This window comes from Salinimicrobium sp. 3283s (assembly GCF_039602225.1).
Lineage (GTDB): Bacteria > Bacteroidota > Bacteroidia > Flavobacteriales > Flavobacteriaceae > Salinimicrobium > Salinimicrobium profundisediminis.
In genome coordinates, this window is record NZ_CP143631.1 from 2908463 (window position 1) to 2924674 (window position 16212).

Sequence of the window (16212 nt, forward strand, 5' to 3'; positions counted from 1 at the left end):
CATGTATCAGTCTAAAATAGCGGGTCTTGGATTCTATGTGCCCGAAAATGTGGTAACTAACGATGATTTGTCCAAAATGATGGACACCAATGATGAGTGGATACAGGAGCGTACGGGGATTAAAGAGCGGCGGCATATAAAGAAAGGGGATGGCAATTCTACTGCCGTGATGGGAGCCAAAGCTGCCAAAATTGCCATAGAACGTTCCGGGATCTCAAAAGATGACATTGAGCTCATCGTGTTTGCTACCCTAAGTCCAGATTATTATTTTCCAGGTGGTGGGGTGCAAATCCAGGAAATGTTGGATATAGACACCTGCCCGGCCCTGGATGTGAGAAACCAGTGTAGCGGATTCATCTACGGACTTTCAGTAGCCGATCAATACATCAAAACCGGGATGTACAAAAATGTACTGCTTATAGGGAGTGAGAACCACAGTGGCGGGCTCGATTTTTCTACCCGCGGGCGTGGCGTATCGGTGATATTTGGCGATGGGGCAGGAGCCGCAGTGCTTACCCGAAGCGACCATAACGGCCAGGGAGTGCTGTCTACGCATTTACATTCTGAAGGTAAACACGCCCTCGAACTTTCTTTGAAAGGGCCAAGTACCATGCATTGGGTTCCGCAGATCATTGAAGAGAATCCGCAGGGCGATGATATCATTTACTATCCTTACATGAATGGGCAGTTTGTTTTCAAAAATGCTGTAGTGCGTTTTTCTGAAGTAATTCAGGAAGGATTGCAGGCAAATGGCCTTGAGGTTAAAGATATAGACATGCTTATTCCGCACCAGGCTAATTTGCGTATTTCGCAATTCGTTCAGCAGAAGTTTAAGCTTAGCGATGAGCAGGTACACAACAACATTCAACGCTACGGAAATACCACGGCTGCATCTATACCTATTGCTTTGACCGAAGCCTGGGAAGAAGGAAAAATTAAAGAAGGTGATACTGTTGTGCTTGCCGCTTTTGGTAGTGGATTTACCTGGGCCAGTGCAGTGATCAAGTGGTAAGACTGAAGAACCAAGAGGCAAAACCAGGAAATAAGACTGAAGAGTCAGGTCGAAAGTCAGGTTAAATTTTTACGGGTGCCAAAAATGTCAAAAATCCGCAGCTTTTCAGGTGCGGATTTTTTTTGGCTAATTAAACAAGACATTAAAAAATTCCACCACCACTGCTGGTGTTGTCGTCTCTTTGTTTTCTGTCAAGGGCTTTGTTTTTTCCACCTCCAAACCGGTACGAAAAGCCTAAGTATACCGTTTGAGAATCATTCCAGAAAGTTCCTTCCTGAGAGTAAGGCACATCAGATTGAAAACCGAATTCCTGGGTGTCAAAAATGTCATTTATGTTAAGGCTTATAGTGCCTTTATCGTTTAAAACATTATATCGGGCGCCGGCGTTTACAAACCAGAATTCTTTGGGGTTTATTTGTAGCAATTCGGTGCTGCTGCGGTACATTCCGAAGGTTTGCAGGCTCAGCTTTTTGGTAACATCAAAGCTCTGGCTTATGCGCAGGCTGTACATGCTGCTTTTTATCTCCCTGTAATCGGTTCCCACAACGCCTTTTTCGGTACTGCTGTACAGTTCAAAGCTGGGGTTAATGCTCCACCAGTTAAAGGGTTTGTACCTGCCGCTAAGTTCAAAACCGTAGGCAGTGTTGTCTTCCCAGTTTTGATAGGTGAGCAGTAATCGCGAGGGGTCTTGCGGATCAATTAACAGTGCCTGGTTGATCTCATCTTCAATAAGCCGGTAAAAAACTCCTGCAGTTAAACTCCCTTTTTTGAAGTTGTGGGTATAATTCATTTCTACGGAATTTGTGAACTGCGGGTCAAGCTCGGGGTTTCCAACCTGCGAGAGCCTTGGTGTGGCAAATTCCCTCACCGGGTTTACCTGATTAAGCCCAGGTCTGTCTACACGTCTTGAATAACTAAGCTGCAGCGTTTTCATCTCGTCAAAATTATAAGAGGCAAATGCTGAAGGGTACAGGGTCAAATAATCGGTTTTGTAGATCAAATCGCCGTTGAGTACCGCTTCTACTTCATACTGTTCCAGCCTTGCTCCCAACTGGTAAGACCATTTTTTGAAGGTTTGGCCAAAGGTGGCGTAAGTAGAGAGTATGTTGTTGTCGTAATCGTACAGTGTGTTCTCAAGATTAGGGCTGGTAGTGCGATAATCATTCCTGGTCCTTCTAAACCTTGCTTCAGCTCCAAGTTCAATTTTTGAGGTCTCTGAAAACGGATTCTCATAATCCAGGTTAAAAGTTGAATTAGACAGCTCTTCCTCGGTGTTGTCCCGGTAAGAGTCAAAATCACCTGCTCCTGTACCACTGTACATATATTTGGCAATATCAGTTTCATCGGTGATGCTGTGATCGGCTTCCAGGATGAGCTTATGGCCTTCAGCATTAAAATCATGGTTAAACACAAAATTGTAGGTCTGGGTGTGGTTTTCCCCGTCAAAAAGAAATTCCTGCAACAGGTTCCTTTCATCGTTTAACCCATAATCTAACCTCACGGTACCTACAGGAGAGCCGTTGTAGATATTCTGGTTGGTGTACACAGAAAAAGTATTGCGGTCATCCATGTAATAATCCATCCCAAATTTGATGAGATAGGATTCCCTGTCGTTCAAAAAGCTAATATTTTCGGTATAATTCTGGGTGAAATTTTCCAGTCTTCCGTTGTTCTGGCTTTCGCCGCCATTGGTACCAAGATTGGTGAAAAAATTTACTTTCCCGGTGCGGTAGTTCATGTTGAGCGAACCTGTATAGCGGGTGTACTCGCCCTGGGTGATGCCGGTGTTGAGGTTTCCGTTAAATCCGAGATTGGAATTTTTATGCAGAATGATATTGATGATCCCACTCATGCCTTCAGGATTATATTTTGCTGAAGGGTTGGTGATCAACTCAATGCTTTTGATAGAGGTACTGGGTATTTGTTTTAAAAGCTGTGCGGCGGGAATGTTAGTGGGTTTTCCGTCAACAAGTATCTTTACATTATCGTTGCCACGCATAGAGATATTCCCGTCCTGGTCTACAGCAAGACTGGGAATGTTGTTCATGATCTCGCTGGCCGAAGCTCCTGCTGTGGTGAGGTCTTTTCCAACATTTACCACCTTGCGGTCTATGCGCTGTTCAATAGTAGACCTTTCAGCCACCACTTCTACAGAGTCGAGTTGGGCAACTTCGGGTTCCAGGTAAATGGTTCCGAGGTTAAATTGCCGCTTCCCGCTGTTCACGTTCACCTCGCGGCTAAAGGCTTTAAAACCCATATACTGGATCTTGAAGAGATAAGTGCCGTCTTTCAGCTTTTCAATTTCAAAAGTTCCATCGGTAGAAGTCACTGCGCCGGTAACCATTACTCCTTCGGGCGTGGTCACACTAATGGTAGCATAAGGGATGGGTTCTTTAAATTCCTGGTCCATTACCTGACCAATGATGGTGCCAAGGTCTGTAGGATCGGAGCTTGCTTCTGCGGAAAGGCTTCCGAAGCTAAAAATTAAAATAGCGATTAACTGTTTCATTGTTTGATTGATTTGATGATGGTTATTATTTAACCTAATACCTTGTATAACATAATGGAAAGACAAATGTTTTCCTGAAAAAGTATTCGGCTCTATTATAAAGACTGCTCAAAAAACGGTTTGTTACAAAGACTGCTGAATTTTTTTTCTGAAGCTTTTGCTGAAAATGAAAAAGCCCATGCATAAAAAAAATGCATGGGCTTGGCACCGGGGCATTTAGACACTAACCATCAATGTTTTATAAATGCCTTCAATGCGGGAAATATTTCTTACTTTAAAGACTACTAAATTTTAGTATTGTTACAGTAAAAAATAGAATGAAAACATGAAAAAGAAAACGCTTGTACTTGGTGCAACCACCAACCCGGCGAGGTATGCCAATATTGCAATTAACAGGCTCACGCAGAATCAGGTTCCCACTGTAGCCATTGGATTGCGGCAGGGAACGGTGGCCGGAGTGCCTATTGAAACTGAAAAAGTACCTTTTGAAGATATACATACTGTTACTTTATACCTGGGCCCGCCAAGGCAGGAAGAGTATTACGAATATATCGTTTCGCTTCAGCCTGAAAGGGTGATCTTTAATCCCGGCACCGAAAACCCGGAGTTCTTCAAAATTCTTCAAAAGAACGGCATTGAAGTAGAAGTGGCCTGTACCCTTATTTTACTTTCTACGAAGCAGTACTAACCCCAGGAATGTAAAGGCCCCATTCACAATAAGGAGTTCATAATTGAACACATAGCCGCCCAAATATTCTGAAGGTAGATTGCCAATAATAAAAGTGATGACCACCGAGAGAATGGACACGAGCCATACCCATTGGTCTTTCACCTGCATTTTTGTAAAAATTCCGAAGGTGAAAAGTCCTAATAAGGGGCCATAGGTATAGGTTGCAGCTGTAAGCAGCAGGTCAATAACATTGCTGTCAAGTAAATATTTAAAGGCAATGATCACTGCAATCATTAAAGCGCTAATACCTACATGTACCCACTGGCGCAATCCCTTTTGCTTAGAAAGTTCTTTCTTTTCAATATCGAGAAAATCTACGCAAAAACTGGTGGTGAGAGAGGTGAGGGCACTGTCGGCGCTCGAATATGCCGCGGCAATAAGCCCCAGGATAAAGATTACGGGCAGGGCCATTCCCATACTGCCGCTAAGGGCAATTTCAGGAAAAAGTAAATCGGTTTTTGCGCTGCCGTCCATTACGGGTACGGCAATATTGTTTTCTCCCGCATAGATAAAGAGCAAAGCACCAAGAAAGAGGAATAGCAGGTTAACCGGAACAAACACAAAACTGTACGAAAGCATGTTCTTTTGTGCATCCCTTAAATTCCGGCAGGTGAGGTTTTTCTGCATCATGTCCTGGTCAAGTCCCGTCATACAAATAGTGATGAACATTCCTCCAAAAAAGGCTTTCCAGAAGTAGTTCCGGTCCAGGATACTTTCAAAGAAAAAGGTTTTGGTGTAAGGCTCCAGTCTGGGGGCAGTAAAGAAATCGGCAAACTGCCAGTTGAGTTCTTCAGAAACAAAATAAATAGCTACAGCTACAGAGCCAAGCATAAAAAAAGTTTGCAGGGTGTCTGTCCACACAATGGTTTTTATTCCTGCGCGTGCGGTGTAGAGCCAGATCAGTAAGATTGAGAGGGTAACCGTGACAAAGAACGGTACATCCCAGGCATCAAAAACAAAATACTGAAGTACTGTAGCCACTAAAAACAACCTGAAAGAAGCTCCTAAAACCCTTGATATAAAGAAGAAAAAAGCTCCTGTGCGATAACTTACATTTCCAAAACGCTGTTGGAGGTATTGATAAATAGAAGTAACATTGAGCCTGTAATATATGGGCAAAAGGATAAATGTGATGACAAGGTAACCGGCAAGATATCCCAGCACCACCTGCATGTAACTAAACTGCGAATCGCGCACCCAGCCCGGCACCGAAATAAAAGTGACGCCCGAAAGTGACGCACCCACCATCCCAAAAGCTACTATATACCAGGGGGATTCTTTGTTGGCCTTGAAAAAGGTTTCGTTAGTTGCGTTTTTTCCGGTGAAGTAGGAAATAAGAAGCAGTACCCCAAAATATGCGGCGATTACCAATAGGATTGTGATAGGTTCCATTCAGGATTTGATTCGGAGCAATTATGTTAGCCTTATTAATGTCTGCTAAACTATAAAAATTGTTTAAACTTCTCTCCTCAAAAATTGTAGTTTTGCAACATGGAATTTTCTTCAAAATTACTGGAAGGGGCTGTGAATGAAATGTCTCAGCTTCCCGGCATTGGCAGGCGTACGGCCCTGCGGCTCGTATTGCACCTTCTTAAACAACCCGAATCTCAAACGGTTGCGTTGAGCAAGGCACTGGTAGACCTTAAGACTGAAGTAAAATTTTGCGCAAACTGCCATAATATTAGCGATACCGAACTCTGTGAGATTTGTGCAAACAAGAGCCGCCAGCGTGAGGTGGTTTGTGTGGTAGAAGATATTAGGGATGTAATGGCGATTGAGAACACCAGCCAGTATCGCGGACTCTACCATGTTTTGGGTGGTAAAATTAATCCGATGGAAGGAGTTGGACCTTCACAGCTCACCATAAAATCTTTAGTGGAGAAAGCCAGGAAAGGGGAAATTAAAGAAGTGATCTTTGCCCTTAGCAGTACTCTTGAGGGAGATACTACCAATTTTTACATTTTTAAACAGCTTGAAGGGCTGGAAATCCAAACGAGCACTATTGCCCGCGGAATTTCGGTGGGAGATGAACTGGAATACGCCGATGAGGTCACCCTGGGGCGCAGTATCACCAACCGCATTCCGTTCGAAAATTCCCTGAAGCAATAATTTCTATGAGCTATTTATCGGCTTCTCAATGCCCTGCTAAAATTACAGGAGTTTCAAAAATGGCATTTAGCTGTCTTCTTTTTTCATTCGTTCTTTAATGTTGCCTTCCACCGTCGTGCCTTCTTTCATAGGTTCGTAAATACTTCCTGTAGTGGGAGGCATAGGAGCAGCTTTTTTAACTTCGTATTGACCAATTTTAGCCGAAGCCCGTTCCGTCCATTGAGGAAAGATCTGGTGAAAGAAATTTGAAGCGCCGGCAATAGGCCCTACAGGCATTTTTATTTTAGGATTCACACAGGCTTCAATAATTTTATCTATCACAGGTTGAGGTTCATCCATTGCAGCCATTCGGGGTTTGTGTCCGGTGTAGTTCGCGGCGTGTTTCCACCACGGCGTATCTACAGCCCAGGGCATTATAGTGGCAATTTTAATATTTTTCCTGTCGCTTAAATTAAGTTCTTCTGTAAGGGAGCGGCCAAGGCTAAGTACAGCCGATTTTGTTGCGGCGTAGGTATTTTGAAGCGCCAGTGGCACCTCACTGTCTATAGATCCTACATTGATGAGAATCCCCCGGTCCCGTTCCACAAAATGTTTCATGGCTGCATGGGCGCCGTACACCAGGCCTTTGAGGTTGACATCTATCAGCCGGGCGTGATCTTCTATCGGGATGTCCCAAAAATAACCCAGCGCACCTACTCCTACATTATTTATCCAGATATCAATACTGCCAGATTTCTCGAGGGCAGTATCACGTAGCTTCTTAATATCGTTTACATTACTAACATCACAGGTAACGGTCTTGAGTTTTCCGCCCTCGTTCATAACCTCTTCTTCAAGGCTTTTCAGAACTTCGGTTCTTCTTGCCGCTCCTACAACATTGGCGCCTAATTTTGCCAATTCTATGGCTGCACCGCGACCAAATCCGCTTGAAACGCCGGTGATCACTATTGTTTTTCCTCTTAATTCTTCTCTGTTTACGCTCATTGCTATACTTTTTATTTAAAGTAGAGATTTGAAAGGGAAGAAGTTAATAAGAAAAACCTAAAATGTACCCAATAAAAAGTGAAGGTAGCGTGGCTTATGTCTTACTCTGTGCGGATTTTCTTTCAAAAAAGAGGTTTGATTTTGCCATTTTTGGAACCTTCAGCCTGGCAGATTTTTTCTTACTTCTGAAACTTCCGGTTTAGACTACTTTAAAAAACAAGCGTATCTTTTTCGAAACTAAGTAGTGAAAATTGTAATTTTACTGAGGAAACAGGCCATTTTTCAGAAGCAAAAAGAAGCCTGTAAATTCTCGCTGCTGAATAATTATTATTAATTGAGGTAAATTTTTAGTAATTTCGCAGTCAATTTTAAGTAAAATATCTTCGAGATAAGAATATGGCAAAATTTGAACTAAAATTACCCAAGATGGGGGAGAGTGTTGCGGAAGCAACCATTACGAATTGGTTAAAAGAAGTTGGAGAGACCATTGAAGCCGATGAGGCGGTTCTGGAAATTGCCACAGATAAGGTTGATAGTGAGGTGCCGAGTGAAGTAGACGGCGTGTTGGTTGAAAAGTTATTCAACGAAGATGATGTGGTACAGGTAGGGCAAACCATTGCTATTATTGAGACTGAAGGAGAAGAAGCGGCAGAGACCACCCCGGTGGCTGACCAGGAAGTGCCTTCACCCGAGATTGAAGAAGCCGTTGCCGAAGCCGAAGGCAGAGTGGAAGAGGCAAAAAATATTACTACTTCAGATTATGCCGATAGTAACAGGTTCTACTCTCCGCTGGTAAAGAATATTGCGAAAGAAGAAGGGATCTCTTTTGACGAACTGGAAAAAATTCCAGGAAGCGGTAAAGAAGGAAGGGTCACTAAAAATGACATTTTAGACTACCTTGAAAATCGTTCTTCCCAACCCGCTGCACAACCGCAGCAAGGGCAGCAAAAACCACAGCAGGCAGCTGCGCCGCAACCGGCCAAAACTCCGGTGAGCGTGAATGGTGAAGACGAGATCATCGAGATGTCACGTATGGGTAAAATGATTGCGCACCACATGGTAGAAAGTGTGCAGACTTCTGCTCACGTGCAGTCTTTTATTGAGGTAGATGTGACCAACATCTGGAACTGGAGAAAGAAAAATAAAGATGCTTTTGAAAAGAGGGAAGGCGAGAAACTCACCTTTACCCCAATTTTTATGGAAGCCGTAGCCAAAGCGATTAAGGATTTCCCGTTGATCAATATATCTGTTGACGGAGACAAGATCATTAAACGCAAAAATATCAACCTGGGGATGGCAGCAGCACTTCCCGATGGTAACCTGATTGTGCCGGTGATCAAAAATGCCGATCAGCTTAACCTGGTGGGAATGGCCAGGACCGTAAATGACCTTGCTAACCGTGCCCGTCTTAACAAACTGAAGCCAGATGATATCCAGGGAGGTACTTATACCGTAACAAACGTGGGTACCTTTGGAAGTGTAATGGGTACTCCAATTATTAATCAGCCGCAGGTGGCTATCCTCGCACTGGGGGCTATTAGAAAAGTACCGGCAGTGATAGAAACCCCCGAAGGAGATTTTATTGGGATTCGTTACAAGATGTTCCTTTCACACAGTTACGACCACCGCGTGGTGAACGGGGCTTTGGGTGGCCAGTTTGTACAAAGAGTGGCCCAGTACCTTGAAAAATTTGACAAGAACAGAGACCTGTAACACAGGTGTCTAAAATGATAAAAAGCCATAGCCTTTCGGGTTGTGGCTTTCTTTTTTTTATTGTTTCCCGCTAAAGTTTCGGGAAATATTATCTTTACCAAAACTACAAACTATGGAGTTGAAGCTGAATAAGCCTCTGTGTTTTTTTGATCTTGAAGCCACGGGTACCAATGTTGCCAAAGACAGGATTGTGGAAATTTCAATTTTAAAGATCTTTCCAAACGGAAACCGCGAAAGCAAAACCTGGCTGGTAAACCCCACTGTACCAATCTCAAAAGATGTGGTGGCCGTGCACGGTATTACTAATGAGAAAGTGGCCAACGAGCCGACTTTTAAAGAACTTGCCCCCGTTGTTTATGAGATGATTAAAGGCTGTGACCTTGCAGGTTACAACTCAAACCGTTACGATATCCCGCTTTTGGCTGAAGAAATGCTGCGCGCCGGGGTTGATTTTGATATGAAGAACGCCCTTTCTGTAGACGTGCAGACCATCTTTCATAAAATGGAACAACGCACCCTCTCTGCTGCCTATAAATTTTACTGCGGAAAAGAGCTTGAAGGCGCTCACGGGGCCGAAGTTGATACCATGGCGACCTATGAAGTCCTTAAATCTCAGCTTGATAAATATGAGGATGAATTGCAGAATGATGTAAAGTGGCTTTCATCGTTCACCTCCAGAAAAGAGTGTGCAGATATTGCCGGCCTCATTGTTTTTGACAAGAAAGGCCGCGAGGTGTTTAGCTTCGGAAAGCACAAAGGAAAGTCTGTTGAAGATATTCTTGACCAGGAACCGGGCTATTTCGGGTGGTTTCAAAATGCCGATTTCCCGTTGTACACCAAGAAAGTACTTACTGCAATCAAATTGCGAAAACTAAATACCAAGCTTAAGTAATTCTTTAGTCTTATGAAGATCATCTGTATAGGCCGAAATTATACCGATCATATTGCCGAACTTCAGAATGAAAGGCCTACTGAACCGGTAATCTTTCTAAAACCCGATTCGGCTGTGCTTCTTAAAAAGCAGCCATTTTTTATTCCGCCGTTTTCAGATGATATCCATTACGAAGTGGAGCTGCTGGTGAGAATAAATAAGATCGGAAAGCATATTCAGAAGAAATTTGCCCACAAATATTATGATGAAGTTGGGCTGGGTATAGATTTTACAGCCAGAGATCTTCAGAAGAAATTAAAGGAAAAAGGATTGCCGTGGGAAAAGGCCAAAGGCTTTGACGGATCGGCAGTTATAGGGGAGAAATGGATTCCGAAGTCCCATTTTGAGAATATTGATGATGTAGGTTTTGGGCTTCAGAAAAACGGCGAAATCGTACAACAGGGAAGAACTTCCCATATGTTGTGGAAAATTGACGAAATAATTGAATATATTTCACAGTATTTTACGCTCAAGATAGGCGATGTGATCTTTACCGGAACTCCTGCAGGGGTAGGACGGGTAGAAATTAATGATGAGTTGAGCGGATTTATTGAAGACCAACAAATATTCTCAATACAGGTAAAATGAGGAACTACAATTTAGAGAGTGTAGAAGAAATGGCCGATGGCGACCAGGATTTCGTCAAGGTGGTTGTGCAGACTTTTCTGGAAGAAATTCCGCCAGATCTTGAAGGGATGAATCAGGCGGTGACGCAAGATAATCCGCAGCAGGCTTATCAGTACGCACACAAGATGAAACCAAACTTCCAGATGTTCGGGCTTGGCTTAATGCCGCAGATCAAGATTTTGGAGAGCTGGGCAAAAGCCGGTGAGAACAAGGAGGAGGTGCATGAGGCTGCCCGTATCATCACAGCCAAATACAAAAAAGCCGAAGCAGAACTCAAGGAAGATTTTGATTTTTAATGACTGCAGAGATTATCACTATAGGAGATGAGATCCTTATTGGGCAAATTGTGGATTCCAATTCCGCTTTTATAGCCCGGGAACTCAATCTTATCGGGATTTCGGTGTGCCAGATCACCTCTGTGCAGGATGAGCAGGAGCATATACTTGCTGCCCTGCAAGATGCTTCAAAAAGGGCAAATGTGGTGATCCTTACCGGTGGGCTGGGGCCTACCAAAGATGATGTTACCAAGTACACTTTTGCAAATTATTTTGATGATGAGCTGGTACTCAATGAAAAAGTACTTGCCCATATCGAAGAACTTTTTTCAAAGTACAAGAAAACTCCTATTTCCGATCTTAACCGGGAGCAGGCATTACTGCCTTCCAAAAGTATTGCCCTGCACAACAAGTACGGCACGGCAGCAGGCATGTGGATGGAAAAGGATAAAATAGTCTATATCTCTCTTCCCGGGGTGCCCTACGAGATGAAAAACCTTATGGAGGTTGAGGTGATTCCGCGCTTAAGAGAAAAATTTCACCGTCCTTTTATTTATCACAAAACCATACTTACCAGGGGAGAGGGCGAAAGCGCTATAGCAAATAAACTTGCAGCCTGGGAAGATCGCCTACCAAAGCATATCAAGCTGGCTTACCTGCCCGATCTTGGCAGTGTGCGGCTCAGGCTTTCAGGCAAGGGAGATCATGAAGAAGAGCTGATCCATTCCGTAGAAAAAGAAGTGGAAGGCCTTTATGAGCTGCTGGGCGATATTATTGCCGACGAGCAGGAAGAGGATGAAAAGATCGCGGTTCAAATAAGTAAACTGCTTACTGATAAAAAGAAATTCCTGTCGGCAGCCGAAAGTTGTACAGGGGGTGCCCTTGCAGCCGAATTCACCACCCATCCCGGCGCGTCGTCCTGTTTTAAAGGCGGTATAGTCTCTTATGCTACACAGGCAAAGAGTGAGGTGCTACACGTCCGCGGGGAACTTATCGAGAAATATAGCGTGGTGAGTGCCGAGGTGGCTGAGGCTATGGCCAGGAACGCCAAAAAGATGTTCAAGACCGATTACGCCATTTCTACCACCGGAAATGCCGGACCTACCAAAGGAGACAGTGATGCCGAAGTGGGTACTGTTTATATAGGTCTCGCAACCCCCGAAAAAGTGTATTCCAAAAAGTTCATTTTCGGGAACAGTAGAGATCAGGTGGTAAAGCAAACCGTGCAAAAGGCGTATGAAATGATCCTGAAGGAAATTACTGGAGAAGTTAGAAATTAGAATGTTGATTTACGAAGTACGGGTTTAGAAAACCGCAGATGGTCTTTTTTTGGTCACGAATACACAAATAGTTTCTTTTTCTGGATAAAAAAACGATGCTAACCTGCAAAGTCTTTTTTGACCTTGTAGGTTTTTTCAGTAGTTAGCTCCTTAAACTTTCTAGACTATTTTGATCACAGTTGATTTAAATTCGTCACGGATTGCAAATCCGCGCCATCGTGATTCTAAAGCTGCCACGAATACACGAATAGTTTCTTTTTCTTCTGGATTAAAAATGATGCTAACCTGCAAGGTCTTTTTTGACCTTGTAGGGTTTTTTAAGAAATTATATCTTTTAGTGCTCTAAGATTTTTTTGTCACAGTTGCTCGTCACGGATTACAAATCCGCGCCATCGTGATTCTAAAGCTGCCACGAATACGAATATTTTCTCTTAATTTTCTATCCTCTTCCTGCTAAATTGCTCATTGATAATTGAAAAATTGCCACAGATGCACAGATGATTTCTTTTACTCTGCGAATTCCCATCTTAATTTTGTACACAACAAAATGTCCCGCTAGGGACAACATATGGGTAAAAAGAAAGTAGAATGGAAGCATTGTCCCGTTAGGGACGAAATATAGAAGCTGTAACTACATCCAGCGCGCTGCGCACCATTTCCGACCCAACCCTTCCTGTTCATTGTTAATTAAATGAGCTGTCACAGATGCAATAATTTTTATCAGCACGGATTACAAATCCGCGCCATCGTAATTCTAAAGCTGCCACGAATACACGAATATTTCTTTTTTTCTGAATTAAAAATGATGCTAACCTGCAAGGTCTTTTTTGACCTTGTAGGTTTTTTAATGAAATTATATTTTTTAGTGCTCTAAGATTTTTTTGTCACATTTGCTCGTCACGGATTACAAATCCGCGCCATCGTAATTCTAAAGCTGCCACGAATACACAAATATTTTTCTTTTACTTTGCGAGTTCCCATCTTAATTTTATACACAACAAAATGTCCCGTTAGGGACAAAATATGGGTAAAAAGAAAGTGGAAAGAGCTAATCGTCCCGTGAGGGACAAAATATAGGTGCTGTGACTTTCTAAAAAAATCTCAGATCTTTATTTTACCGGGATCCTGCCGATTGGAGAAGAAAGATAGAATTTCAACGGAGTCTTTATTTATGCGGTAGTATAGACTATTGTATTTAGCAACAACTACTCTTCGTATACTTTTCCTGGATTTAGAAGCCGGAAAGAGTTCGGGGTTTTTAGAAATTAGTTGGAGTGTATTGTCCAGTTCCTGGGAAAAGCTTTTTAATTCTCTATCTGTCCAGTTTTTTTGAAGATAATCAATAGTCTCTGCTAATTCAGAAAGGGCATGGCTGGTCCATTGAATGCTATAGCCACTTTTCATATAACTTTCTTGCTTCCGATTGAGATTCTAAGTTTCCCGAATCAGCATCTTCTATTCCTTTTTGAACAGATGCTTTTTCTTCTTTAGAAACTTCATTCCACCAGTCTGTTTTTTCCTTTTTTCTCAGCTTCATGATTTTTTCAATGATCAATTCATCATCTAAAGTAGACAGCCATTGGATAAGTTCTATTTTTTTATTTTGAATTTCTGCATCCATATTCCAAATTTACAACTTTTAGATTAATGAAGTTCTGGTGCAGGTTCTTGTTTATCATTTTAATAGCCACCGATGTTCTTATTTTTTGACCACTAATACACGAATAGTTTTTATCAGTTTCCTTTTCACTCTGTCCCAATGCTTTTTCTCTTTATTGCTGATTGATAATTGAAAAATTGCCACAGATGCACAGATGATTTCTTTTACTCTGCGAGTTCCTATCTTAATTCTGTGCAAAACAAAATGTCCCGCTAGGGACAACATATGGGTAAAAAGAAAGTAGAATGGAAGCATCGTCCCGTTAGGGACGAAATATAGGTGCTGTGACTACATTCTATACCCTTCGCACCATTTCCGACCCCACCCTTCCTGCTCATTGTTAATTAAATGAGCTGTCACAGATGCAAGAATTCGGCACGGATTACAAATCCGCGCCGTCCGCGTCGGGGAAAGATCATTTTCAATAAGTTTGGAGGTAAATTTCTGGCTTAGGGAGTTCTTCAGCAGGAGGTCTTCAGCAGGAGGTCTTCAGCAGGAGGTCTTCCGAAGAAAGTAAAACAGATCTTTGACAGAAGTTCTAAAAATGGCATTTTTGACAGATATTTCGGGAGTTGACGTAAAAATGAAACTTCAGAAAAAATATTTTTATCTGCTATTGGCTATTAGGTAAAAAAATCGTTAATTTGCAGCCTGTTTTGAAATAACGAGTTAAAGTATAGAGCAATGTCAAGAGTTTGTGAACTTACAGGTAAGAAAGCAATGGTAGGAAACAATGTTTCCCACGCGATGAACAAGACAAAACGTAAATTTGACGCCAATTTGGTTAAAAAACGTTTTTTTATCCCTGAAGAAGATAAATGGATCACTTTAAAGGTGTCTACTTCTGCTATTAAAAATATTAATAAGAAGGGAATTTCGGCTGTAATCAAAGAAGCAAGGGAAAAGGGTTTTTTAAACAAGTAATCCTTAACATTTAAGACGCAGTAAAATGGCAAAGAAAGGTAACAGAGTTCAGGTTATATTAGAGTGTACAGAGCATAAAGCTTCTGGAAAACCAGGAACCTCAAGATATATTACAACAAAAAATAAAAAGAACACGCCAGATAGAATGGAGTTGAAGAAATTCAACCCTATCCTAAAGAAGATGACGGTTCATAAAGAAATAAAATAAGTAAGTCATGGCAAAGAAATCAGTAGCAACATTACAAACGGGTTCAAAGAGATTAACTAAAGCCATTAAAATGGTAAAGTCTCCAAAGAGCGGTTCCTATACATTTGTGGAAGCTATTATGGCTCCTGAAATGGTAAATGACTTCCTGAACAAGAAATAAGTTATTTTCAAAATATACAAAAGCCGTCCCGGTAGCTATCGGGACGGCTTTTTGTTTTTGTGTATATTTACCACGGCTACCTTTTTATAAGTAGAGCCAATTGTTCAAATAAAGATTAGACCATACAATGAGTTTATTTAAGAAAATGTTCTCCCGGGAGAAGAAAGAAACCCTTGATAAAGGACTCGAAAAATCAAAAAATGATTTCTTTTCCAAGCTGGGTAAAGCTGTGGCCGGTAAATCTAAAGTTGATGACGAGGTACTCGATGACCTCGAAGATGTATTGGTGAGCAGTGACGTTGGGGTAGGTACTACCGTAAAGATCATTAAGCGTATAGAAGAAAGAGTGGCCCGTGACAGGTTTCTGGGTACCGAAGAGCTTAACAGGATACTACGGGAAGAGATCGCAGCGCTATTATCTGAAACCAATTCGGGAGAAGCTACCAACTTTCACGTACCTGCCAATACCAAACCTTATGTGATCATGGTGGTTGGCGTCAATGGCGTGGGTAAGACTACCACTATCGGGAAACTTGCCTACCAGTTTCAAAAAGAAGGAAAAAAAGTGGTGCTTGGTGCAGCCGATACCTTCCGTGCTGCCGCTATAGACCAGTTACAGGTGTGGGCCGACAGGGTAGGGGTGCCTATTGTAAAGCAAAGTATGGGCAGTGACCCGGCTTCGGTGGCGTTCGATTCGGTGCAGAGCGCCGTAAAACAACAGGCCGATGTGGTGATCATTGATACTGCAGGCCGTCTTCACAATAAGGTAAACCTCATGAACGAACTCACAAAGGTGAAAAGGGTAATGCAAAAGGTGGTAGACAATGCACCGCATGAAGTGCTGTTGGTACTCGATGGCTCTACCGGGCAAAACGCCTTTGAGCAGGCCAAACAATTTACTGCAGCTACCGAAGTGACCTCGCTGGCGGTAACCAAACTTGACGGTACCGCAAAAGGTGGTGTGGTGATAGGTATTAGCGACCAGTTTCAAATTCCGGTGAAGTATATCGGGGTGGGAGAGGGCATAGAAGACCTGCAGGTTTTCAATAAATTTGAGTTTGTAGATTCTTTCTTTAAAAAATAAAACTGC

At 42.5% G+C, this 16212-nt stretch carries 17 protein-coding genes; 12 read left to right on the top strand and 5 right to left on the bottom strand.

Translation table 11 applies throughout. From position 1 onward, the window contains the following. The first annotated feature begins 1 nt into the window (after position 1). Positions 2 to 1012 carry a beta-ketoacyl-ACP synthase III gene (locus tag VS868_RS12930; RefSeq protein ID WP_266068779.1) on the top strand — a complete coding sequence of 337 codons (1011 nt, stop codon included), beginning with the start codon at positions 2 to 4 and terminating at the stop codon, positions 1010 to 1012. Between the two features lie 142 nt (positions 1013 to 1154). Here VS868_RS12930 and VS868_RS12935 read toward each other — a convergent pair whose 3' ends face one another. Further along, entirely contained in the window at positions 1155 to 3521 is a 2367-nt protein-coding gene (locus VS868_RS12935) for an outer membrane beta-barrel family protein (RefSeq protein WP_345598104.1), read from the bottom strand. Between the two features lie 325 nt (positions 3522 to 3846). On the opposite strand from VS868_RS12935, the gene VS868_RS12940 reads away from it, so the two are divergent. Then, positions 3847 to 4209, top strand: coding sequence for a CoA-binding protein (locus VS868_RS12940; protein ID WP_345598106.1), 363 nt, complete (start codon positions 3847 to 3849; stop codon positions 4207 to 4209). On the opposite strand, the gene VS868_RS12945 is transcribed toward VS868_RS12940, so the two are convergent. Beyond that, positions 4186 to 5643: a sodium:solute symporter gene (locus VS868_RS12945; RefSeq protein WP_345598108.1), complete on the bottom strand. Its 1458-nt coding sequence runs from the start codon at positions 5641 to 5643 to the stop codon at positions 4186 to 4188. The two genes, VS868_RS12940 and VS868_RS12945, sit on opposite strands and share 24 nt — an antisense overlap. A 99-nt stretch (positions 5644 to 5742) precedes the next feature. On the opposite strand from VS868_RS12945, the gene recR reads away from it, so the two are divergent. Further along, positions 5743 to 6360 carry a recombination mediator RecR gene (gene recR, locus VS868_RS12950; RefSeq protein ID WP_266068784.1) on the top strand — a complete coding sequence of 206 codons (618 nt, stop codon included), beginning with the start codon at positions 5743 to 5745 and terminating at the stop codon, positions 6358 to 6360. Positions 6361 to 6426: 66 nt separating this feature from the next. On the opposite strand, the gene VS868_RS12955 is transcribed toward recR, so the two are convergent. Then, the gene (locus VS868_RS12955; protein ID WP_345598111.1) at positions 6427 to 7344 is read right to left on the bottom strand and encodes an SDR family NAD(P)-dependent oxidoreductase; all 918 of its coding nucleotides are present in this window, start codon (positions 7342 to 7344) and stop codon (positions 6427 to 6429) included. A gap of 396 nt (positions 7345 to 7740) precedes the next feature. On the opposite strand from VS868_RS12955, the gene VS868_RS12960 reads away from it, so the two are divergent. The 5 genes from VS868_RS12960 to VS868_RS12980 all read left to right on the top strand — a co-directional run bounded on the left by VS868_RS12960 (position 7741) and on the right by VS868_RS12980 (position 12170). Continuing rightward, on the top strand, positions 7741 to 9057 hold the full coding sequence (locus VS868_RS12960) for a dihydrolipoamide acetyltransferase family protein (RefSeq protein WP_266068787.1): 1317 nt from the start codon (positions 7741 to 7743) through the stop codon (positions 9055 to 9057). Between the two features lie 112 nt (positions 9058 to 9169). Further along, the gene (locus VS868_RS12965) at positions 9170 to 9949 is read left to right on the top strand and encodes a 3'-5' exonuclease (RefSeq protein WP_266068788.1); all 780 of its coding nucleotides are present in this window, start codon (positions 9170 to 9172) and stop codon (positions 9947 to 9949) included. Positions 9950 to 9961: 12 nt separating this feature from the next. Continuing rightward, positions 9962 to 10576, top strand: a complete 615-nt coding sequence (locus tag VS868_RS12970) for a fumarylacetoacetate hydrolase family protein (RefSeq protein WP_266068789.1) — start codon at positions 9962 to 9964, stop codon at positions 10574 to 10576. Continuing rightward, the gene (locus VS868_RS12975; protein ID WP_266068790.1) at positions 10573 to 10911 is read left to right on the top strand and encodes an Hpt domain-containing protein; all 339 of its coding nucleotides are present in this window, start codon (positions 10573 to 10575) and stop codon (positions 10909 to 10911) included. The genes VS868_RS12970 and VS868_RS12975 overlap by 4 nt, the downstream gene beginning before the upstream one ends. Beyond that, positions 10911 to 12170, top strand: a complete 1260-nt coding sequence (locus VS868_RS12980; protein ID WP_345598113.1) for a competence/damage-inducible protein A — start codon at positions 10911 to 10913, stop codon at positions 12168 to 12170. The genes VS868_RS12975 and VS868_RS12980 overlap by 1 nt, the downstream gene beginning before the upstream one ends. Positions 12171 to 13271: 1101 nt before the next feature. Here VS868_RS12980 and VS868_RS12985 read toward each other — a convergent pair. Further along, entirely contained in the window at positions 13272 to 13574 is a 303-nt protein-coding gene (locus tag VS868_RS12985) for a type II toxin-antitoxin system RelE/ParE family toxin (RefSeq protein ID WP_345598116.1), read from the bottom strand. Continuing rightward, positions 13558 to 13791 carry a hypothetical protein gene (locus tag VS868_RS12990; protein ID WP_345598118.1) on the bottom strand — a complete coding sequence of 78 codons (234 nt, stop codon included), beginning with the start codon at positions 13789 to 13791 and terminating at the stop codon, positions 13558 to 13560. The genes VS868_RS12985 and VS868_RS12990 overlap by 17 nt, the downstream gene beginning before the upstream one ends. Before the next feature lie 723 nt (positions 13792 to 14514). On the opposite strand from VS868_RS12990, the gene rpmB reads away from it, so the two are divergent. From rpmB to ftsY, 4 genes are all read left to right on the top strand, one after another. Then, positions 14515 to 14754: a 50S ribosomal protein L28 gene (rpmB, locus tag VS868_RS12995; RefSeq protein WP_265163121.1), complete on the top strand. Its 240-nt coding sequence runs from the start codon at positions 14515 to 14517 to the stop codon at positions 14752 to 14754. 25 nt (positions 14755 to 14779) lie between these two features. Next, a complete protein-coding gene (gene rpmG / locus VS868_RS13000) occupies positions 14780 to 14962 on the top strand; it encodes a 50S ribosomal protein L33 (protein ID WP_093113661.1) in 183 nt (60 codons plus the stop codon). A 7-nt stretch (positions 14963 to 14969) separates the two neighbouring features. Next, positions 14970 to 15122, top strand: coding sequence for a DUF4295 domain-containing protein (locus tag VS868_RS13005; protein WP_266068792.1), 153 nt, complete (start codon positions 14970 to 14972; stop codon positions 15120 to 15122). Between the two features lie 127 nt (positions 15123 to 15249). Next, positions 15250 to 16206, top strand: coding sequence for a signal recognition particle-docking protein FtsY (gene ftsY, locus VS868_RS13010; RefSeq protein ID WP_345598126.1), 957 nt, complete (start codon positions 15250 to 15252; stop codon positions 16204 to 16206). Positions 16207 to 16212 lie beyond the last annotated feature (6 nt).